This window comes from Streptomyces sp. NPDC040610 (genome assembly GCF_055594065.1).
Genome location: NZ_JBVIXA010000007.1, coordinates 353,350 through 373,354, shown reverse-complemented (window position 1 = coordinate 373,354; position 20,005 = coordinate 353,350). Strand labels below are relative to the sequence as shown.

The following is a 20,005-nucleotide window of genomic DNA, read 5'->3' as shown; positions in this document are numbered from 1 at the left end:
GGAGATGAACGACATGGCGAAGACCACGCCGTACGGCTCGTGGCTGTCCCCGATCGACGCCGCGCTCGCCGCGGCCCACGACGGCCACCCCGCCTTCGTCGGCTTCGTGGGGGACGAGGCCTGGTGGACCGAGCCACGGCCCACCGAGGGCGGGCGGCGGGCGCTGGTGCGGCGCCGCCCGGACGGTACCGAGGAGTCGGTGCTGCCCGCGCCGTGGAACGTCCGCAGCCGCGTCATCGAGTACGGCGGCCTGCCCTGGGCCGCCGCCGCGAGGACCGGTGATCCGCGCGGCCCGCTCCTGGTGTTCGCCGACTTCACCGACCAGCGCCTGTACGCCTACGAGCCCGACGTCCCCGAGGCCGAGCCCAGACCCCTGACCCCGCTGTCCGGCGTCGGCGGCGGGCTGCGCTTCGCCGACCCGCGCGTCCACGTGGACCGCGGCGAGGTCTGGTGCGTCCTGGAGGAGTTCACCGGCGAGGGGCCCACCGAGGTGCGGCGCGTCCTGGTCGCCGTACCGCTGGACGGCTCGGCCGCCGAGGACCGGGCGGCGCTGCGGGAGCTGTCCGACGGGCGGCACCGCTTCGTCACCGGGCCGCGGCTGTCCCCGGACGGCACGAAGGTCGCCTGGCTGGCCTGGGACCACCCGCGGATGCCGTGGGACGGCACGGAACTCCTGGTCGCCGACGTCACCGACGGCGCTGACGGCGTCTTCGAGGGCGCCCGGGTGCTCGCGGGCGGCCCGCAGGAGTCGATCGCGCAGGCCGACTGGGGGCGGGACGGGCGGTTGCTCTACGCGAGCGACCGCTCCGGCTGGTGGAACCTGTACCGCGCGGAGCCCGACGGCACGGCGAGCGCGCTCTGTCCGCGCGAGGAGGAGTTCGGCGGGCCCCTGTGGCAGCTCGGCCTCAGCTGGTTCGCGCCCCTGGACAGCGGCCTGGTCGCCGTCGTGCACGGCACCGGCGCCTCCGTGCTCGGCGTCCTCGACCCGGAGACCGGCGAGGTCGTCGACGCGGCGGGCCCCTGGACGGAGTGGTCGGCCTCGCTCGCCGTCCACGGCACCCGCGTCGTGGGCATAGCCGCGAGCCCCCGCAGCGCCTACGAGGTCGTGGAGTTGGACACCCGCACCGGCAGGGCCCGCGTCGTCGGCGCCGCGCACGACGACCCGGTCGACCCCACGTACTACCCCGAACCCCAGATCCGCACCTTCCTCGGCCCCGCCGGACGCGAGATCCACGCCCACATCTACCCGCCGCACCACCCCGGCCACATCGCCCCAGGCGGCGAACTGCCGCCCTACGTGGTGTGGGCGCACGGCGGCCCCACCTCCCGCGCCCCTCTCGTCCTCGACCTGGCCATCGCCTACTTCACGTCCCGCGGCATAGGCGTCGCCGAGGTCAACTACAGCGGCTCCACGGGGTACGGCCGGGCCTACCGCAACCGGCTGCGCGAGCAGTGGGGCATCGCCGACGTCGACGACTGCGCGGCCGTGGCGCTCGCCCTCGCCGACGAGGGCACCGCCGACCGCGCGCGGCTCGCGATCCGCGGCGGCAGCGCGGGCGGCTGGACCACGGCGGCCTCCCTGACCACGACCGACGTGTACGCCTGCGGCACCATCATCTACCCCGTCCTCGACCTCGCCTCCTGGCAGGACGGCCAGACCCACGACTTCGAGTCGCGCTATCTGGAGACCCTCGTCGGCCCCTACGCCCAGGTGCCGGGCCGCTACGAGGAGCGCTCGCCCGCCCGGCACGCCGACCGCATCACCGCGCCGTTCCTGCTGCTCCAGGGCCTCGACGACGTGATCTGCCTGCCCGCGCAGTCCGAGCTGCTCCTGGAGCGGATGCAGCGGCGCGGGGTGCCGCACGCGTACATCGCCTTCGAGGGCGAGGGGCACGGATTCCGGCGCGCGGACACCATGATCCGGGCCCTGGAGGCCGAACTCTCCCTGTACGCGCAGGTGTTCCGCTTCGACCCGGCGGGCGGCACGCCCACGCTGGAGCTCGCCAAGTGACCGGATCCGAGGAGCCCGTGGGCCGCCCGAAGCTCACCGTGCCGCCGCCCGCGCCCGCACCCGGGCCGGTGGTCGCCATGCCACCCCTGGTCCGGCCGCCCCGCCTGGTCCCCGGCGACCGGGTCGCCGTCGTCGCGCCGAGCGGGCCCGTGCCCGAGCACCGGCTGGAAGCGGGCCTGGACATCCTGCGCGGCTGGGACCTGGAGCCCGTCGTCGCCCCCCACGTCCTGGACGTGCACCGGGAGTTCGACTACCTCGCGGGCGAGGACGCCGACCGGGCGCGGGACCTGGAGCGGGCCTGGCGGGATCCGTCGGTGGCCGGGGTGTTCTGCGCGCGCGGCGGCTATGGGGCCGCGCGGATGGTGGAGCTGATCGACTGGAACGCTCTGCGGGCCTTTCCGCCCAAGGTGTTCCTCGGGTTCAGCGACATCACCACGCTGCACGAGGCGTTCGCGCGGCGCCTCGGGATCGTCACCCTGCACGGGCCGATGGTGGCCGCGGCCGACTTCCTCAAGAACGCCCGCACCCAGGAACACCTGCGGCTCACCCTGTTCGAGCCGGAGGCGGTCCAGGTCATCGACTCGCCGGGGCGGCCCCTCGTCGGCGGCCGGGCCCGGGGGGTCACCTTCGGCGGCTGCCTGTCCCTGCTGACCGCGGACCTCGGTGTGCCGGGGACGCGGCTGCCCGCGCGCGGCGGGCTGCTGTTCCTGGAGGACACGGGCGAGGAGCCGTACCGCCTCGACCGGTGCCTCACGCAACTCCAGCGCGCCGGACAGCTCGACGGCGTCACGGGCGTCGCCCTCGGCTCCTGGGAGGAGTGCGGCCCCTACGACGCCGTGCGCGCGGTCCTGCGCGACCGGCTCGGGGGTCTTGGCGTACCGGTCGTGGAGGAGTTCGGGTTCGGCCACTGCGAGGGGGCGCTGACGGTCCCGTTCGGGGTGGCGGGGGAACTGGACGCGGCGACGGGGACGCTGCGGCTCGACACGGCGGCGCTGGGGGAGCGCACGGGCTGAGGCGCGGGCCGGGGCCACGCGGGGGCGGGTGACACGGGCGGGACGGTCCGCCCCGCCCGGCGTCACCCGAATGGCCCACCCCGTCCCGCTCCCGGCGATACCCACCGCGCGGGATCCCGTACCACTGCCCATCCTGGACCCGGGGGGAGCGGCCGACGCTCCGACGGAACGGAAGGGTCCAGACATGAGCCCCAAGAGCTCCACGGGCGGCTCCACGAGCCCCTCGAAGGGCGGCGTGGGTGCGCTGATGACGCCCGGCAGAGTGACCGTCGCGGTGATCGCCCTCCTCACGCTGGTCTTCATCTTCGAGAACACCCGCAGCACCAAGATCCGGCTCCTGATCCCGGAAGTCACCGTGCCGCTGTGGATGGCGCTGCTGGGCACCGGCCTGATCGGCGCCCTGTGCGGGGCGTTCTTCGTCAGCCGGCGCAAGTGACGGCGCCCTGGACGCGGCGCCCGGGCGGGAGCAGCCGCGTGGGGTGACGCCGCGGACCGCCGGGTAGCGTGGCCGGATGCCGCACACCCGCCCCGCCCCGCTCGCCGAAGGCCCCCGCGTGGGCATACGCCCCTACTCGTACGCGGACGCGGCCGAGTTCACCGCCCGGGCCCGGGAGAGCGCCGAACTGCACCGGCCCTGGCTGTTCCCGCCGACGACGGACGAGAACTACGCGGCGTACGCGCGCGTGCTCATCGAGGACCCCACCAAGGCCGGTTTCCTCGTGTACGAGCGGTCCGACGGCGCCCTCGCGGGGTTCATCAACATCAACAACATCGTCGAGGGCGGCTTCCGGTGCGGGGCCCTCGGCTACGGCGCGTTCGCGCACGCGGCGGGGCGCGGACTCATGGGGGAGGCGCTCGGGCTCGTCGTGGGCCACGCCTTCGGGGAGCTGCGGCTGCACCGCCTGGAGATCAACGTCCAGCCGCGCAACACCGCCTCCATCGCGCTGGCCCGCCGCGCGGGTTTCCGCCTCGAAGGGTTCTCCCCCCGCTTCCTCTTCATCGACGGCGGCTGGCGCGACCACCAGCGGTGGGCCCTCACCACCGAGATGACGGCGGCCGGGGGCCATTGATAGCGGCCGTGCCGGTCACGGAGGATGAGCGGCATGCGAACTGTTGTGATCATCGACGCGCCCTCCAACCTGGGACTGCGTCCGCCCGCCCCCGGCACCGTGCCCGGCTGCTACAAGCTCGCCGGAGCGCTGCGCGAGCGCGGCATCCTGCGCCGCCTGGACGCCGTGGAGGGCGGCGTCGTCGTACCGCCGCGCTATGACCGGGGCGACTGGAAGGAGGGCGACGGCGTCTTCAACGCCGCCGCCATCGCCGCCTACACACCGAAGCTCGCCGACCGCATCGAGCGGCATGTGCGCGCCGGTGACCTGCCCGTCGTCCTCGGCGGCGACTGCTCCATCCAGCTCGGCGCGTCCCTCGCGCTGCGCCGGATCGGCCGCTTCGGCCTCGCCGCGATCGACGCCTCCGCCGACTTCCGCCACCCGGGCAACTCCGACCGCGTCGGCGCCGCGGGCGGCGAGGAACTGGCGCTCGCCACCGGGCGCGGCCAGCGCGACCTCGCCGACATCGAAGGGCTCGGCCCCTACCTGCGCGACGAGGACGTACGGCTCTTCGGGATGCGCGACGAGGACGAGGACCGTTCCGAACTCGGCGAGCTCGGCATACCCACCGTCACCGTCGGCGAACTGCGCCAGTGGGGCGCCGACGACGTGGCCCGCTCCGCCGTCCTGAGCCTGGAGCACGAGGACCTGGGCGGCTTCTGGGTGCACCTCGACGCCGACGTCCTCGACCCCTCCGTGATGCCGGCCGTCGACAGCCCCGACGCGGACGGCCTGCACCCCGACGAACTCCTCGCGCTGCTCCGCCCGTTGGTGCGCTCCCCGCGCTGCGTCGGCCTCAACGTCACGATCTACGACCCCGACCTGGACCCGGACGGCACCGCGGGCGACGTCCTCACCGATGTGATCGTGGCGGCCTTCGCGGAATCCTGACCCCGCTGTACGAAATCCGCTCGGTACGAGATCCGTGCGCAATCCTGACCGGCCAAGGCCCTGGCAGGAGCGGGGCCGAGCGTGTTCCATGGTCAACGGGGCCCGGGGACGCGCGGCGCCCTTGAACTGAGGAGGACGCCTTGGCGACGACCGTGCGACGTGACGTGACGACCCTGTCGGCGGCCGAGCTGGGGCCGGAGAACCCGCTGCCCCCGCTCAAGCCGCTCGACGCGGCGCACGGCCTCGACGACCGGGACCTGCAGGGGCTGCCGCGCGACATGGCGCGGCAGCTCACGTACGAACCGCTGCGGTCGGTGCTGCCCGCGCGCATCCGCGACGGCTACGGCCGCGAGCGGACACCCACGTCCTTCGACACCCTCGTCATCGAGAACACCCGGCTGCGCGTCACCGTCCTGCCCGGCCTCGGCGGCCGGATCCACTCCCTCTTCCACAAGCCGACCGGCCGTGAACTCCTCTACCGCAACCCGGTGTTCCAGCCCGCCGACTTCGCCCTCAACGGCGCCTGGTACTCCGGCGGCATCGAGTGGAACATCGGCGCCACCGGCCACACGGCACTGTCCTGCGCGCCCCTGCACGCCGCGCGCCTGACCGCGCCCGACGGCGGCGAGATGGTGCGCCTGTGGGAGTGGGAGCGGCTGCGCGACATCCCCTTCCAGGTCGACCTGTGGCTGCCGGAGGACTCCGACTTCCTGCACGTCGGCGTGCGGATCCGCAATCCTCACGAGCGGCCCGTGCCCGTCTACTGGTGGTCCAACGTCGCCGTGCCCGAGGAGCGCAGGGTCCTCGCCCCCGCCGACGAGGCCTGGCACTACGGCTACGCGCGCACCCTGCGGAAGGTGCCGGTGCCCGAGCACGACGGCGTGGACCGCACCCGCCCGCCGCGCGCCGAGTTCCCCGCCGACTACTTCTACGACGTCCCCGACGGGGAGCGCCGCTGGATCGCGGCCCTCGACGCCGACGGGCACGGCCTCGCACAGACCTCCACCGACCTGCTGCGCGGCCGCAAGCTCTTCGTGTGGGGCACCGGCGCGGGCGGGCGGCGCTGGCAGCGGTGGCTCACCGAGCCCGGCACCGGCGGCTACGCCGAGATCCAGGCCGGGCTCGCGCGCACCCAGCTGGAGCACGTACGCCTCGACGCGGAGAGCGAGTTCGCGTGGCTGGAGTCGTACGGGCCGATGACCGCCGACCCGGACGTCGTGCACGGCGCCGACTGGGCGGCGGCGCGCGGCGAGGCGCGGACGCGGCTGGACCTGGCGCTGCCCGCCGCGGCCGTGGACGCCGCCTACGCCCAGTGGCGGCCCTGCGCCGACACCGAGCCGGAGGAGACGCTCGCCGTCGGGTCGGGCTGGGGCGCCCTCGAAGTCCTGCGCGGGCAGTACAAGCTGCCCGGCACGCCCTTCGCCGAGTCCACGCTCGGCCCCGAACAGGAGCCGTGGCTGGAGCTGTTGCACAGCGGGGCCGTGCCGGAGCCCCGGCGGGTCGGGCCGCCCGGGCCCACCCTGGTCGCCCCGCACTGGCGGGACATGCTGGAGACCGCGCCCGCCCAGCCGCACGCCGAGTACCACCTGGGCGTCGCCCAGTGGCACGCCGGGGATCTGGCCCAGGCGGTGCGCAGTTGGGAGCGCGGCCTGGAACTCGCCCCGTCGCGCTGGCCGTTGCTGCGCTGCCTCGCCGTCGCCGACCAGGAGTCCGGGCATGTGGAGCGCGCCGCCGACCGGTACGCCGAGGCCTTCGACGACCTGTGCGCCGAGCGCCGCGACGACGGCGTGGTGTGGTCCGCGGCGACCGCGGCCCTCGGCCGTGAGGCCATCGGCGCCCTCGTGGCCGCGGGGCGCGCCGAGGTCGCGCGGGGCGTGTGGGACCGCGTCCATCCGCACACCCGGCGCACGGGCCGATTCCGCCTGATCGAGGCCCAGTTGCTGCTCGCGGAGGGCGACATCCCCGCCGCCCGCGCCGTCTTCGACGAGGACTTCGAGGTGGCCGACCTGCGGGAGGCCGACGAGGTCGTCGGCGAGGTGTGGGCGGCGGTGTCGGAGGAGCCCCTGCCGGGGAGGTACGACTTCCGGATGCGGCCGTGAGGGGGGCGTGCGCGATGAGTGGGGCGTGCGCGGTGAGTGGGGCGTGCCCGGCCTGACTGCGCTTCAGGTCGGTCTGATCCGGACGACCTTCACCCTCGGTGGCCCACCCTCGCGCCCTCGCCCGTCCCGGTCCGCCCCGGGGCGGTGCCGGGGCGACGGTGACGGGTGGGCGCTGTCGGGTCGGGGTGGGGCCGGGGGTCAGTGGGGGGCGGGGGCGTTGCGGTCCACGTACTCGAAGACCGCGCCGTCGGGGTGCATCGCGATGAGGTTGCGGCCTGCGGGCGTGGGCACGGGGCCTGCGACGATGTGCGCGCCGGAGGCGGTGAGGGTCGCGAGCGCCTCGTCGACGTCCTTCACGGCGATGGTCGCCGCGACCTTGCGAAGCACCTCCAACTCGGCCTCCGGCCCGCTCATGAGCAGAAAGCAGCCGACCGAGGCGACGGCCACGCCGCCCCGCTCGAAGCGCATCGCGGTGCTGCCCGTCAGCCGTTCGTAGAACGTGACGGACGCCTCCAAGTCGCTGACGCACACGCGCAGCACGGTTCCCAGGATCTCCATGGGGACGAGCCTAGTTGGCGCCGCGCGGACACGAGATCGTTTCCGGTTCTCGGGGCACCCGGGACCCGATGCCGTTACGCACCGCGGCCGTCGGGTACCCGTCCGCCCCGACCGCTTCGACAGGAAGGACGAGAAGATGCCGGTCCAGGACAAGAACGTACCGCTGACGGACAGGACCCTGGGCGACGCCCTGTCGCAGGTCGTCCGTGACGCGGTGCACGAGTCCCTGCGGGAGACGGTGCGGCAGTCGCTGCGCGAGGAGCTGCGCCACGAGTTGCGCGAGGAACTGCGCACGGAGGTCTCCGGGGTGGCGCGCAAGCAGCGCCGCAAGGCCGCGCTGTACGCGTCCTCCGGCGTCGCCGCCCTGTACGCGGGCGCCGCCGCCGCGCTCGCCCTCGGCCTGGTCATCGCCCTCGGCCTGCCCGGCTGGGCGGCCGCGCTGATCGTGACCGCGCTGCTCGCCGTGGCCGCCGTGGTGCTGCGCAACGCGGCCCGGTCCCCGGGGAAGGCCTCCGGGGCGCGTGAGGCTCCCAGGGCTCCGGCGGTCCCGGAGGCGCCTGCGCCCCGCGCGGCCGCCGCTGCTTCTGAGGCTCACGCCGCCCCCGAGGCTCCCGTGGTTCCCGAGGCGCCCGCACCCTCCACACCGACCGGGACCCCGGCGGCGACGAAGCCCTCGGCCGCCCCGCACACCCCGGCGACCCCGGCGAAGCCCGCGACCCCCGTGGAGCCCGCGCCCCCGACAACCCCGCCCGCCCCCACCGGCGGCACGCCCCCGACCGGCACCGCCGACTTCCCGACGGTCCCGCCGTCCCGCGAGCCCGAGCCCCTCAGGCCGCCCAACCCGCCCGTCTGATCACCTCCGCCGCGATGGCACCCACCGTCCGGCCGTCCGTCGGCACCCGGTGGGTGTCCGGCGGCACCAGCTCGTCCAGGTGCCGGGACATGAACGCGCTGCGCCGCAGATGCCGCTCCAGCTCCGAGCCCGACTCGCGCTGTTTGAGGCGCTGTTCGGCGGTGACGTCGGTCGCCGTGAGCAGGATCCGGATGATCCGGGGGTGGCCGAGGGCCTCGGTGAACAGCCACTCCTCGGAGGGCAGGACGCTCGCTGTGTTCGTGTAGACGAGGCGGCGGCAGCCGAGGTCGGCGTAGTTCGCCCAGAGGGCGGCGAGGTTGCGGCAGGTGAGCCGGGAGCGGTGAGGGTCGTCCGCCGGGGTGGGGTGGACGGCGTCCAGGAAGTCGCCCTCGACCAGGGCGTGGCCGACGTCCGCGGCCACCAACTGCGCCGCGACCTCCCAGCCGACGGAGGACTTCCCCACTCCTGAGCGGCCCCCGATCAGCACGACGTCCGGCCCCTCGTGCGGCCCGGCCGACCCCGTATCCCTCATCGCGTCCATGACCGCCGAGCATGCCCCCGCCCCGCCGTGCCGCGCGACCGATATTCACCGCACCTCACGCGACTCCACGCCGCGGACGCGCCCTCACGCGACCCGGTACTCCTCCACGTCCGGCGTGCGCAGCAGCAGCCCGTGGCCGGTGCCGCCGCCCGGGCGGACCGTGCCGCCGGTCGGGTCGAGGACGCCGTCGAAGAGGATCGACTCGACCCGGACGTGGTCGTGGAACCACTCGACGTGCCGCAGGTTCGGCACGCACGCCGCGACCGCCGCGTGCGCGTGCGGGGCACCGCGTGCCGACACCTCCAGGCCGTGGGCCTCGGCGAGCGCGGCGGCGCGCAGCCACGCGGTGAGGCCGCCGCAGCGGGTGGCATCGGCCTGGAGGCAGTCGACGGAGGGGACCATCCGGGCGAAGTAGGGGAGGCCGTGCCCGTACCCGCCCGCCGCGACGTCGCAGACGAGGGCGTCGCGCACCAGCGCGAGCCCCCGCAGGTCGTCGGGGGACACCGGCTCCTCGAACCAGCCCACGCCGTGCTCGGCGAGCACCCGGCCGATCCGTATCGCCTGCTTGCGGGTGTAGGCGCCGCCCGCGTCGACGTACAACTCGGCCTGCCGCCCGATGACATCGCGGGCCCGCCGCACCCGCGACACGTCGCGCGCCGCGGCCCGCCCCCAGCTCTCGCCGACCTTGATCTTGACGCGCGGTATCCGCTGGCCGTGCACCCAGCCGTTGAGCTGGGCCGCCAGATGCGTGTCGTGGTACGTGGTGAAGCCGCCGCTGCCGTAGACCGGCACGTCGTCGCGGGCCGCCCCGACGAGCCGGACCAGCGGGACCTCGAAGAGGCGGGCCTTGAGGTCCCACAGGGCGATGTCGAGGGCCGAGATCGCACGGGCGGCGAGGCCCTCGCGGCCGGTGTCGCGCACCGCCTTGGTGAGCGCGTCGTGCGCGGCGGGGATGTCGAGGGCGTCGCGGCCCGCGAGGACGGGCGAGAGCTGCTCCCGTACGAGGTCGACGGTGGCGGCGGGCGCGTAGGTCCAGCCGGTGCCGGTGGCGTCGCCCGCGGAGACCTCCGCGACGACGATCGTCGTGGTGTCCCACGCGAACGTGCCGTCGGCCTCGGGAGCGTCCGCCGGGATCGTGTACGCCGACACCATGGGCGGCTCCACGCTGACGTATCCGGACTCGGCCATGGGGCACACGCCCTTCGCTGTGGTGTGAAGGTCGGGTAACCCGGGGGCGCGGCGGCAAACGGCGGGCGTTTCACCGGGGGCGGGTCAGGGCACGCGGGAGGTCCGTTCCGGAACACACCGGACGTACCGGACCACGCCGGAGGCACACTGTGAGCCGAACTGCCAGCCGACCGCACGTCGTCATCGTCGGTGCCGGCTTCGCGGGGTTCCAGGCCGCCCGCACTCTGTCGCGACTTTCCCGAGGCCGGGCCGACATCACCCTGCTCAACCCCACCGACTACTTCCTGTACCTGCCGCTGCTTCCCCAGGTCGCCGCGGGCGTCCTCGAACCGCGCCGCGTCACCGTGTCGCTCTCGGGAGCGCTGCGCCGCGTACGCCTCGTGCTCGGCGAGGCCGACGGCATCGACCTGACGCGGCGCACCGTGCACTACGCCGACCCCGAGGGCCAGGACGGCGAACTCTCCTACGACCGCCTGGTGCTGGCCGTCGGCAGCGTCAACAAGCTGCTGCCCGTCCCCGGGGTCGCCGAGCACGCGCACGGCTTCCGCGGCCTGCCCGAGGCCCTGTACCTGCGCGACCACGTGACCCGGCAGATCGAGCTCGCCGCGGCCTCGGACGACGCCGCCGCGTGCCGGGCGCGCTGCACGTTCGTCGTGGCGGGCGCCGGTTACACGGGCGTGGAAGTCGCCGCGCACGGCGAGCTGTTCACGCGTTCGCTGGTACGGCGGCAGCCGCTGCGGACCGGGATCGAGCCGCGCTGGGTGCTGCTCGACATCGCCCCGCGGGTCCTGCCGGAGCTGGACCGGCGGCTGTCCGACACCGCGGACCGGGTGCTGCGGCGGCGCGGCGTGGAGGTCCGCACGGGGACGTCCGTGAAGGAGGCGACCCGCGAGGGCGTGCTCCTCTCTGACGGCGATCACCTGCCCACCCGCACCCTGCTGTGGTGCGTGGGCGTGCGGCCCGACCCGCTCGTCGCCGGGATCGGCAGTCCCCTGGAGCGGGGCCGGCTGCTCGTCGACCCGTTCCTGAACGTGCCGGACCACCCCGAGGTGTTCGCGTGCGGCGACGCGGCGGCCGTGCCCGACCTGACCGAGAAGGGGCAGTACACGGCGATGACCGCGCAGCACGCCTGGCGGCAGGGCAAGACCGCGGGCCACAACGTCGCCGCCTCCTTCGGCCGCGGCAAGCGGCGCCCCTACCGCCACCACGACCTCGGCTTCACCGTCGACCTCGGCGGCGTCAGCGGCGCCGCCAACCCGCTGGGCGTCCCGCTGTCCGGCCCCCTCGCCGGGGCCGTCACCCGCGGCTACCACCTGGCCGCGATGCCTGGCAACCGCGTCCGGGTCGCCGCCGACTGGCTCCTGGACGCCGTACTCCCGCGCCAGGGCGTGCAGTTGGGCCTCGTCCGGTCCTGGTCGGTGCCGCTGGACACGGCGTCGCCGGAGACCGCGCGGGTGGCGGGGGCGCCGGAGCGGACGCGGGACGCCGCCGAGCGGCCCCCGGAGCAGTAGCCGCGACGCACGGCGGGGCCCGTCGCGGGGTGCCGGGCGGCGCATCTCGGCGGTGCGGGCCCCGCACCCCACCGGTTTGGCCCGCGCCCACCGGGTCACTCGGACCAGGAGGTGGCCATGACCCAGACGTCAAGGAAGCAGAACACCAACAAGAGCCAGGCCGACACCGACGACCTGCCCGGGCCCGTCGCCGTGCTGCGCTGCGCGCGTGAGCAACTGGCGGAACTCACCGGCCTGACGGTCGAGTCCGTGTCGTCCTTCGAAAGGACCGAAGAGGGCTGGGACCTGGCCGTCGAGGTCGTCGAACTGGTCCGCGTGCCGGACACGATGAGCCTGCTCGCGACCTACGCCGTGACCCTCGACCCGCAGGGCGACCTGACCGGGTACCGGCGCGTGCGGCGCTACGAACGAGGGCGGGCCGACCCGCCCCGGCCGGGCGGCGGCTGACCCCCGCCCCGCCGGACGGCGACCGACCCGCCCCGGACCTCCGCGGCGCGCCCGAACGCCCCGGCTCCCCCGCCGGGCCCCGCACCCCCAGCCCTTCCCGACAACCCCCGACACTCCCCACGCAAGGAGGACAGCTCGGCATGACCGTCGTCCCAGCACAGCAGTCCGGCGGAGCAGGCGGCACCAGTGGCCTGTACGACGTCATCGAACTCATCCTGGACCGCGGGCTCGTCATCGACGCCTTCGTCCGTGTCTCGCTCGTCGGCATCGAGATCCTGAAGATCGACGTGCGGGTCGTGGTCGCGAGCGTCGACACGTATCTGCGGTTCGCCGAGGCCTGCAACCGCCTCGACCTGGAGGCGGGCCCGCACAAGAGCCCCGGCCTGCCCGACCTCGTCGGCGAGATCACCGAGTCCGGCGCGCGCGGCAAGTCCAAGGGCGCGCTCTCCGGCGCCGCCGAGACCGTCTCCGACGCGTTCCGGCAGGCCCGCGACGAGAGCCGCGGCGAGGAGGAGCCCGCGCGGCCGCGCGCCCGGCGCACATCGTCCCGCACCCGGAAGGAGGAGCAGGAGTGACCACGTACATCTACGGCATCGCCGCCACCACGCACCCGGCGCTTCCCGAGGGCATGGGCGGCATCGGCGACCCCGCGCACAAGGTCCGCGTCGTACGGCACGAAACCCTCGCCGCGCTCGTCTCCGACAGCCCCGAGGACCTGCGGCCCAAGCGGCGCGACCTGCTCGCGCACCAGAGCGTCCTGGACGAGGCGGGCGCGGGCGGACCGATCCTTCCGATGCGCTTCGGCAGCATCGCGCAGGACGACGACGCCGTCGTCGCGGTGCTCGCCGAGCAGGCCGAGCACTACGAGGAGCGGCTGCGCGCCCTCGAGGGCAAGGCCGAGTACAACGTGAAGGCCGCCCACGACGAGCAGGCCGTGCTGCACCAGGTGCTCGCCGAGAACCCCGAGCTGCGCTCCATGGTCGAAGCCAACCGGCAGGCGGGGGGCGGCAGTTACGAACAGAAGCTGCGCCTCGGCGAGCAGGTGACCGCGGCCGTGCGGGCCCGCGAGGCCGGGGACGGCGCCGAGGTGCGGCGCGTCCTTGAGCCGTGCGCCGACTCCGTGAGCGCCGGACCCGAGGGCACCGGCTGGCTCGCCAACGTGTCGTTCCTGGTGAGCCGCGACCGCGCCGACGGATTCGTCGCCGCCGTCGAGGAACTGCGCCGCAGCCGGCCCCACTTGGAGCTGCGCGTCCATGGCCCGCTGCCCCCGTACAGCTTCGTCGACCTGGGCCCGGCACGGCCCGCGGACGACGCGGCGGGCGTGGGCTGAGGCGGACGCCCGGCCATGGGACTCATCGGCGAACTGCTCGCCCTGCCACTGGCACCGGCCCGGGGCACCCTGTGGGTGCTCCGGCAGGTGGCCACGGAGGCCGAGCGGCAGTACTACGACCCGTCGGCCATCACCGAGGAACTCGCCCTGCTCGCCGAGCGGCTGGACGCCGGTGAGATCGACGAGGACGAGTTCGACCGCCGCGAGGACGAACTCCTCGCCCGTCTCGGCCACGGACCCGTCGGCGACGTGGCGCAGACGGACGACCGACCGCCGGCACCGTCAGGGCAGTGAGGACAGGAACGTCATGAATCGACTGGCAGTGGGCCTCGCCGTGGGCGCGGGGTACCTTCTCGGACGCACGAAGAAGGCGAAACTCGCCTTCGCCGTGGGCACGATGGTGGCGGGCCGCAGGCTCCAGCTGAGCCCGGGCGCGATCGCCGGCGCCGTGACCCGGCAACTGGAGAACAACCCGCAGTTCAAGGAGATCGGCGACCAGCTGAAGCAGGATCTGCGGGGCGTCGGCAAGGCGGCGACCGGCTCGCTGCTCGACCGGCAGCTCGAAGGCATCGCCGACCGGCTGCACGACCGCACCCTGGACGTGCGCGACCGGCTCTCGGGAGTCGCCCCCGACACGGACTCCGTGCCCGGCGCGGACAAGGCGTCGGACAAGGCCCGGGACACGGGCAAGAGCGCGGGCGGCGCGGCCAAGTCGGGGACCCGCAAGGCGGGTTCGGCGACGAAGAAGGCCACGTCGGCCGCCCGGGGCGAACGCAAGACGGGCCCGGACCGCAAGGCACAGGCCACGCGCGGCACGGCCGGAGCACGCGGCTCGCAGCAGCGCGGCACGCAGCGGCGCACCGCGAAGAAGGCCACCCGGGCGCGGGGAGGCAGCGATGACTGACACCCGCGAACAGACCCGCGATGACGCCGGGAACGGCAGCCGGTCCGAGGCCCCGAACATGCTGCGGTCCGCCGTCAACAGCCCGGCGGCGGACCGCCTGAAGGACGAGGCCAAGGCCTACGCGATGGCACAGGCGGAGCGCGCCCTGATCGGGGTCGGCCGCAAGCTCGGCGAGACCACCGTCAAGCTCAACGACATCGCGGACGGCCGCAGCCCCGGCTTCGGCAAGCTCGCCCTCGAAGGCGGCCGCAAGCTCGCCCAGGGCAAGGGCCCGCTGCGCAGCGCCGCGGAGCTGGGCGGCAGCCGCATCAAGGACTCCGTCAAGGGCGCCCTGAAGAACCTCACCGGGCGCCGCAAGAAGGGCGGGGGCGGCCAGAAGCCCACCGTCATCCTGGAGTACGTCGACGTCGGCGTGCCGGTGCGCGAGGCCTACGACCAGTGGACGCAGTTCCAGGAGTTCTCCACGTACGCCAAGGGCGTCAAGAGCGCGAGCGCGGCGGGCGACACGGACTCCGACTGGCAGCTCAAGGTCTTCTGGTCGAGCCGCAGTTGGAAGGCCCACGTCACCGAGCAGGTGCCGGACCAGCGGATCTCCTGGACGTCGGAGGGCGCGAAGGGCACCACGAAGGGCGTGGTCACCTTCCACCCGCTCGGCGAACAGCTGACCCGCGTCCTGCTCGTCGTCGAGTACTACCCGAAGGGCCTGTTCGAGAAGACCGGCAACATCTGGCGCGCCCAGGGCCGCCGGGTCCGCCTCGACCTCAAGCACTTCGCGCGGCACATCTCGATGCGCGGCGAGGCGAGCGACGGCTGGCGCGGCGAGATCCGCGACGGCGAGGTGGTGCGCGGCCACGAGGAGGCGGTCGCGGACGAGGAGGGCGCGCACGAGGAGGACGCGGAAGGCGCGCACGAGGAACACGAGGAAGAGGACCAGGGCGTGTACGAGGAGGAGGACGAGGACGGCGAGGGGGCCTACGACGAGGACGGTGAGGGGCCCTACGACGAGGTCGACGGGGACGCGCCCGCCGACGAGGAGGACGAGGCCGACGTGGACCCGGAGGCGGTCGACGACGGCGAGTACGTGGACGGCGATGACGCCGAGGACGCCGACGACGAACTCGTCGCTGCCGACGGCGGCCGGAACCGCCGATGACGACCGCGAGCCGGTTGCCCGAGCCCTACCCGCAGGGCGGTTCGAACCTTGCCGACATCCTCGAACGCGTCCTGGACAAGGGCATCGTCATCGCGGGGGACATCCGGATCAACCTGCTCGACATCGAACTCCTCACCATCAAGCTCCGCCTCGTCGTCGCCTCCGTGGAGCGCGCCAAGGAGATGGGCATCGACTGGTGGGAGGACGATCCGGCGCTGTCCAGCGGCGCGCGCAGGACCGCGCTCGCGCGGGAGAACGAGGAACTGCGCCGCCGTGTAGAGCAGTTGGAGGCGGGTGAGCCCGTGGCGGGCCGCGGCGCCCTCGACCGCGGCGGAAGCACCGCACCTGACGGCACCGGGCACGACGGCCGAGGAGAACGTGAACGTGAACGATGACCTGCGCTATGTGTACGCCGTGTGCCGCCCGCCGGCCGCGCCGCTGCACGCCGACCTCACCGGCGTGGGCGGCGCCCCGCCGCGCCAGCTCGCCCACGAGGGCCTGGTGGCCGTCGTCAGCCCCGTCCCCGAACGGGACTTCGGCCGGGAGGCGCTGCACGCGCACCTGGAGGACCTGCCCTGGCTGGCCGCGACGGCCCGCGCCCATCAGAACGTCGTGGCCGCCCTCGCGACCGTGACCTGTCCGCTGCCGCTGCGGCTCGGGACGGTCTTCCACGACGACAGCGCCGTACGCGCCATGCTGGAGGACGAGTCCGAGCGGCTGCACCGGATCCTGGACCGGATCGACGGCCACGTCGAGTGGGGCGTGAAGGTGTGGCTCGGCGCCTCGGCCGACGACGGGGGCGGCGGCGCGGACGGGGGCAGGGGCGCCGACGGGGCCGCCGCACCGCCGCCCTCGCGTGCGCCGAGGTCCGGGCGGGACTATCTGCGCCGCCGCAGGGCCGGGAACGCGGCGCGCGAGGAGGCCGTGGCGCGGGCCGAGGTGTTCACGCGGCGCCTGCACGGCGACCTCGCCCGGTACGCGGCCGACGCGCGGCTGCACCCCGTGCAGAGCGGGCCGCTCATCGACGCCGGATCCGGCCGGAACATCCTCAACTCCGCCTATCTGGTGCCCCGTACCGGGTCCGAGGAGTTCCTGGAACTGATCGGCCGCACCGAGGGAACCCGGCCGGGGCTGCGCGTGGAGGTGACCGGGCCGTGGGCGGCGTACTCCTTCACGGACGACCCCGGCGGCCCCGACGCGGGGGAGGAGGCGCACGGCGGGGAGGGCGCGGTACGCCAGGACGCGGGCGGGTCGCCGTGAGCGCGTCGGCCGACCGTGCCGGGCGTGCGTCCGTCGAGCCGTTCGCGCGGCGGGAGATCGCGCTCGTCGACGTCCTCGACCGGCTGCTGGCCGGTGGCGTGGTCATTGCGGGCGACATCACCCTGCGCATCGCGGACGTCGACCTCGTCCGCATCGACCTGAAGGCGCTGATCAGCGCGGTCAACGCACAGGTGCCTTCGCCGTGGCCGACGGCCGAGGGGGGCGACCGGGCCGGGGGTGAGCGGTGGGCCGCCCCGGAGAGGCCATAGACCCGGAGGTGTCATAAACCCGGGGCCGACATGAAGCCGGAGCCGACCATGAAGCGGGAGCCGTCATGAAGATGGACCTGGAACCGGACACCGTGGAGCGCGACCTCGTCGCCCTCGTCCTGACCGTCGTCGAGCTGCTGCGCGAACTGATGGAGCGCCAGGCCATCCGCCGCTTCGAGTCCGGCGAGCTGACGGAAGACCAGGAGGAGCGGGTCGGCATGACGTTGATGCTCCTGGAGGACCGCATGACGCGGCTCCGCGAGCGCTACGGGCTGCGCCCCGAGGACCTGAACCTGGACCTCGGCCCCCTGGGCCCGCTGCTGCCCCGGGAGTGAGCCCCCGCGCCGCCCCCGCCGACCGCGTCAGGTCACCTCACGCCCGGCACAGCAACTCCCCGTGCAGCACCACGAACCAGCCGTCCTCCGCCCGCCCCCACTCCCGCCAGGCCGCCGCGACCGCCGCGAGCTGCTCCTGGTCCGCGTGCCCGCCCGCCGTCGCCCGCTCCGCGTACGCGGACGCCACCGTGCGGTCCGCCCACAGCCCGCTCCACCAGGCCCGTTCCTCGGGCGTGCTGTAGCACCAGGTGCCCGCGGACGCCGTGACCTCGGTGAACCCGGCCTCCCGCGCCCAGGACTTGAGGCGCCGCCCGGCGTCCGGCTCGCCGCCGTTGGCGCGGGCGACCCGCCGGTACAGATCGAGCCAGTCGTCCAGGCCCGCCAGGCGCGGGTACCAGGTCATCGCCGCGTAGTCGCTGTCGCGCACCGCGACGACGCCGCCCGGGCGGCACACCCGGCGCATCTCGCGCAGCGCCCGCACGGGATCGCCGACGTGCTGGAGCACCTGGTGCGCGTGCACGACGTCGAAGGTGTCGTCGGGGTGGTCGAGAGCGTGCACGTCGGCGACGGTGAACGTCACGTTGTCCAGGCCGCGTTCGGCCGCCGTGGCGCGCGCCCGGTCCAGGATGTCGGGCGCGCGGTCGACGCCGGTGACGTGCCCGTCCGGGACCAGCGCGGCCAGGTCGGCGGTGATGGTGCCCGGGCCGCAGCCGACGTCGAGGATCCGCAGGTGCGGCCGGAGCGAGTCGAGGAGGTAGGCCGCCGAGTTGGCGGCGGTGCGCCAGGTGTGGGAGCGGAGCACGGACTCGTGGTGCCCGTGCGTGTAGACGGCGGTCTCGGCGTGGGGCGGCTGCGGTGCTGACATGACGGCACTGTAGGCCGCTCATGCCGAATAATGAGACCCCCGTCTCGCAATATGGTCAGCCGGGCTGGGCGGCGCTGGTCACCTCGCCAGCGACGGCCGATACACGGCCAGCGCCTCCGGCAGCTTGTCCAGGAGCAACTCACCCTCCACCGAGGCGAGTTCACCGTCGTAGGCGATCTTCGTGCCGGGTGCGAGCCCGTCGATGCGCAGGCGTCGCGGGCGGGCCGTGGTCTGGACGGGGGAGCGCTCCAGCGGAGCCGTCAGCGCCGCGGCGAGGAGCCGGGAGCCGGGCCTGCGGCCGCCGTGCACGACGCGCACGTCGAGCAGCCCGTCGGCGAGGTCGAAGCGCCGCGTGGGCGCCGGGCCCAGGCGGTTGTACGTGCAGTTCCCGGCGAAGAGCAGCCACAGCGGCCGCTCGGTGCCGCCGATCTCGGCGCGCAGCGGGTGCTGGTCGGAGCGCAGGACGCGCGCCGCGGCGAGCACCCCCGCGGGCCAGCCGCCGATCCGGGGCGACCACCGCTCCCGCTCGCGCACCAGCTCGGGGTAGACGCCGAGGCTGAAGGTGTTGAGGAAGTGCCCGGAACCGGTGTGGGAGCGGAAGCGGCCGACGTCCACCGCGACCGCGTCGCCCACCTCCACGGCCCGCGCCAGCTCGCGGGGCCCTTCCACCCCGAGGTCGTACGCGAAGTGGTTGAGCGTGCCGCCGGGCAGCACCGCGAGCGGCACGCCGTGCCGCAGGGCCACCGAGGCGGCCGCGTTGACGGTGCCGTCGCCGCCGCACACCCCGAGGGCGCGGGCGCGGACCGCGGCCTTCTCCAGCTCGGCCACGAGGCCGTCCGGCGCGCACGTCACCACCTCGGCGTGCGGCAGGACGTCGAGCAGCTCACGCACCCGGTCGGAGGTCTTCGCGCCGCTGTTGGTGACCACGACGAGGCCGCGCCCGCCGGGCAGGGCGGGGGCCTCGGCGCGCGGGCGGCCCGGCAGCGGCAGCTGGGACCGGGTCGGCACAAGGCCGCGTACGGCGAACGCGGCACCCGCGCCCAGGGCGGCGCCGGCGAGGACGTCGCTCGGGAAGTGCACGCCCGTGTAGACGCGGGACAGCGCGACGGCGCCCGCGAGCGGGGCGACGGCCGCGCCGAGCCGGGGCGACTCCAGGGCCACCCCGACCGCGAAGGCCGCCGCGGACGCCGCGTGCCCCGAGGGGAACGACGTGGTGACGGGCTGCCGCTTCAGCCTGCGCACGAGCGGCACGGTGTCCAGGGCGGGCCGGGGACGCCGCACGGAGCGCTTGCCGAGCGTGTTGATCGTCGCGGACGCCAGCGCGAGGGACGCCACGCCCCGGGCGGCGGCGCGCTTGGCCCGCGGGCCCCGGGTCGCGGCGAGCACGCCCGCCGTGGCGAACCACAGGCGCCCGTGGTTCGCGGCGTGGCTGAGCCGCGGAAGCAGCCGGTCGGCGCCTGGCCAGTACCGGGCGGCCACCGCGTCGAAGACCCGGCGGTCCAGCGCGATCAGTCGGTTCCGGGGCCCGCGGGCCGGGGACAGGGGGCGGTCGGCATCTGAGGTCATACGAGTCGCGTACCCCCCGGCGGCGATCTGCAACGGATCAACCCGCCGAGGCCCCCTGAGGCCGTCCTGGCGGCTCGGAGGTCCCCGGGGATCCGCCCGCCC

The 20,005-nt window shown here is 74.8% G+C and carries 23 protein-coding genes; 18 read left to right on the top strand and 5 right to left on the bottom strand.

Translation table 11 applies throughout. The features are described from left to right. Nucleotides 1–4: 4 nt before the first annotated feature. From ACZ6AA_RS25310 to ACZ6AA_RS25285, 6 genes are all read left to right on the top strand, one after another. Nucleotides 5–2,011, top strand: a complete 2,007-nt coding sequence (locus tag ACZ6AA_RS25310; RefSeq protein ID WP_468454588.1) for a S9 family peptidase — start codon at nucleotides 5–7, stop codon at nucleotides 2,009–2,011. Between the two features lie 77 nt (nucleotides 2,012–2,088). Then, nucleotides 2,089–3,024, top strand: coding sequence for a S66 peptidase family protein (locus ACZ6AA_RS25305; RefSeq protein ID WP_468455047.1), 936 nt, complete (start codon nucleotides 2,089–2,091; stop codon nucleotides 3,022–3,024). Between the two features lie 184 nt (nucleotides 3,025–3,208). Further along, complete coding sequence (locus ACZ6AA_RS25300; protein WP_380859950.1) at nucleotides 3,209–3,460, top strand: LapA family protein; 252 nt, start codon at nucleotides 3,209–3,211, stop codon at nucleotides 3,458–3,460. Between the two features lie 76 nt (nucleotides 3,461–3,536). After that, on the top strand, nucleotides 3,537–4,094 hold the full coding sequence (locus tag ACZ6AA_RS25295; RefSeq protein WP_468454590.1) for a GNAT family N-acetyltransferase: 558 nt from the start codon (nucleotides 3,537–3,539) through the stop codon (nucleotides 4,092–4,094). 33 nt (nucleotides 4,095–4,127) lie between these two features. Beyond that, nucleotides 4,128–5,024 carry an arginase family protein gene (locus tag ACZ6AA_RS25290; RefSeq protein ID WP_468482633.1) on the top strand — a complete coding sequence of 299 codons (897 nt, stop codon included), beginning with the start codon at nucleotides 4,128–4,130 and terminating at the stop codon, nucleotides 5,022–5,024. A 140-nt stretch (nucleotides 5,025–5,164) separates the two neighbouring features. After that, nucleotides 5,165–7,123, top strand: a complete 1,959-nt coding sequence (locus tag ACZ6AA_RS25285) for a DUF5107 domain-containing protein (RefSeq protein WP_471460108.1) — start codon at nucleotides 5,165–5,167, stop codon at nucleotides 7,121–7,123. Between the two features lie 198 nt (nucleotides 7,124–7,321). Here ACZ6AA_RS25285 and ACZ6AA_RS25280 read toward each other — a convergent pair whose 3' ends face one another. Then, entirely contained in the window at nucleotides 7,322–7,681 is a 360-nt protein-coding gene (locus ACZ6AA_RS25280; protein ID WP_405662965.1) for a VOC family protein, read from the bottom strand. 136 nt (nucleotides 7,682–7,817) lie between these two features. Between ACZ6AA_RS25280 and ACZ6AA_RS25275 the strand changes: the two genes are divergently transcribed. Beyond that, nucleotides 7,818–8,534: a hypothetical protein gene (locus ACZ6AA_RS25275; RefSeq protein WP_471460106.1), complete on the top strand. Its 717-nt coding sequence runs from the start codon at nucleotides 7,818–7,820 to the stop codon at nucleotides 8,532–8,534. On the opposite strand, the gene ACZ6AA_RS25270 is transcribed toward ACZ6AA_RS25275, so the two are convergent. Beyond that, nucleotides 8,509–9,075 (bottom strand): hypothetical protein, encoded by a 567-nt coding sequence (locus tag ACZ6AA_RS25270; protein ID WP_468454598.1) that lies wholly within the window; start codon nucleotides 9,073–9,075, stop codon nucleotides 8,509–8,511. The genes ACZ6AA_RS25275 and ACZ6AA_RS25270 overlap by 26 nt on opposite strands. Before the next feature lie 84 nt (nucleotides 9,076–9,159). Continuing rightward, complete coding sequence (locus tag ACZ6AA_RS25265; RefSeq protein ID WP_468482629.1) at nucleotides 9,160–10,263, bottom strand: enolase C-terminal domain-like protein; 1,104 nt, start codon at nucleotides 10,261–10,263, stop codon at nucleotides 9,160–9,162. A gap of 149 nt (nucleotides 10,264–10,412) precedes the next feature. Between ACZ6AA_RS25265 and ACZ6AA_RS25260 the strand changes: the two genes are divergently transcribed. The 11 genes from ACZ6AA_RS25260 to ACZ6AA_RS25210 all read left to right on the top strand — a co-directional run bounded on the left by ACZ6AA_RS25260 (nucleotide 10,413) and on the right by ACZ6AA_RS25210 (nucleotide 17,472). Further along, nucleotides 10,413–11,774, top strand: coding sequence for an NAD(P)/FAD-dependent oxidoreductase (locus ACZ6AA_RS25260; RefSeq protein WP_471460104.1), 1,362 nt, complete (start codon nucleotides 10,413–10,415; stop codon nucleotides 11,772–11,774). Nucleotides 11,775–11,891: 117 nt separating this feature from the next. Continuing rightward, nucleotides 11,892–12,221: a gas vesicle protein GvpO gene (locus tag ACZ6AA_RS25255; protein ID WP_471460102.1), complete on the top strand. Its 330-nt coding sequence runs from the start codon at nucleotides 11,892–11,894 to the stop codon at nucleotides 12,219–12,221. Nucleotides 12,222–12,361: 140 nt separating this feature from the next. After that, nucleotides 12,362–12,796: a gas vesicle structural protein GvpA gene (locus tag ACZ6AA_RS25250; RefSeq protein ID WP_468482627.1), complete on the top strand. Its 435-nt coding sequence runs from the start codon at nucleotides 12,362–12,364 to the stop codon at nucleotides 12,794–12,796. Beyond that, nucleotides 12,793–13,551 carry a GvpL/GvpF family gas vesicle protein gene (locus ACZ6AA_RS25245; protein WP_468454608.1) on the top strand — a complete coding sequence of 253 codons (759 nt, stop codon included), beginning with the start codon at nucleotides 12,793–12,795 and terminating at the stop codon, nucleotides 13,549–13,551. Before ACZ6AA_RS25250 ends, ACZ6AA_RS25245 begins: the two co-directional genes overlap by 4 nt. A 15-nt stretch (nucleotides 13,552–13,566) precedes the next feature. Beyond that, on the top strand, nucleotides 13,567–13,845 hold the full coding sequence (locus ACZ6AA_RS25240) for a gas vesicle protein GvpG (RefSeq protein ID WP_468454610.1): 279 nt from the start codon (nucleotides 13,567–13,569) through the stop codon (nucleotides 13,843–13,845). A 13-nt stretch (nucleotides 13,846–13,858) separates the two neighbouring features. Then, nucleotides 13,859–14,455, top strand: coding sequence for a DNA primase (locus ACZ6AA_RS25235; RefSeq protein ID WP_471460099.1), 597 nt, complete (start codon nucleotides 13,859–13,861; stop codon nucleotides 14,453–14,455). Continuing rightward, complete coding sequence (locus ACZ6AA_RS25230; RefSeq protein WP_471460097.1) at nucleotides 14,448–15,608, top strand: SRPBCC family protein; 1,161 nt, start codon at nucleotides 14,448–14,450, stop codon at nucleotides 15,606–15,608. The genes ACZ6AA_RS25235 and ACZ6AA_RS25230 overlap by 8 nt, the downstream gene beginning before the upstream one ends. Beyond that, nucleotides 15,605–16,003, top strand: coding sequence for a gas vesicle protein (locus tag ACZ6AA_RS25225; RefSeq protein WP_468454616.1), 399 nt, complete (start codon nucleotides 15,605–15,607; stop codon nucleotides 16,001–16,003). The genes ACZ6AA_RS25230 and ACZ6AA_RS25225 overlap by 4 nt, the downstream gene beginning before the upstream one ends. Then, entirely contained in the window at nucleotides 15,993–16,868 is an 876-nt protein-coding gene (locus ACZ6AA_RS25220) for a GvpL/GvpF family gas vesicle protein (protein ID WP_468454618.1), read from the top strand. Before ACZ6AA_RS25225 ends, ACZ6AA_RS25220 begins: the two co-directional genes overlap by 11 nt. Then, nucleotides 16,865–17,137 carry a gas vesicle protein gene (locus ACZ6AA_RS25215; protein ID WP_471460095.1) on the top strand — a complete coding sequence of 91 codons (273 nt, stop codon included), beginning with the start codon at nucleotides 16,865–16,867 and terminating at the stop codon, nucleotides 17,135–17,137. Before ACZ6AA_RS25220 ends, ACZ6AA_RS25215 begins: the two co-directional genes overlap by 4 nt. Nucleotides 17,138–17,202: 65 nt before the next feature. Continuing rightward, complete coding sequence (locus tag ACZ6AA_RS25210) at nucleotides 17,203–17,472, top strand: gas vesicle protein K (RefSeq protein WP_468454622.1); 270 nt, start codon at nucleotides 17,203–17,205, stop codon at nucleotides 17,470–17,472. A gap of 37 nt (nucleotides 17,473–17,509) precedes the next feature. Here ACZ6AA_RS25210 and ACZ6AA_RS25205 read toward each other — a convergent pair whose 3' ends face one another. Further along, the gene (locus tag ACZ6AA_RS25205; protein ID WP_471460094.1) at nucleotides 17,510–18,337 is read right to left on the bottom strand and encodes a class I SAM-dependent methyltransferase; all 828 of its coding nucleotides are present in this window, start codon (nucleotides 18,335–18,337) and stop codon (nucleotides 17,510–17,512) included. 78 nt (nucleotides 18,338–18,415) lie between these two features. After that, nucleotides 18,416–19,903, bottom strand: a complete 1,488-nt coding sequence (locus tag ACZ6AA_RS25200) for a phosphatase PAP2 family protein (RefSeq protein ID WP_468454626.1) — start codon at nucleotides 19,901–19,903, stop codon at nucleotides 18,416–18,418. Nucleotides 19,904–20,005: the final 102 nt, after the last annotated feature.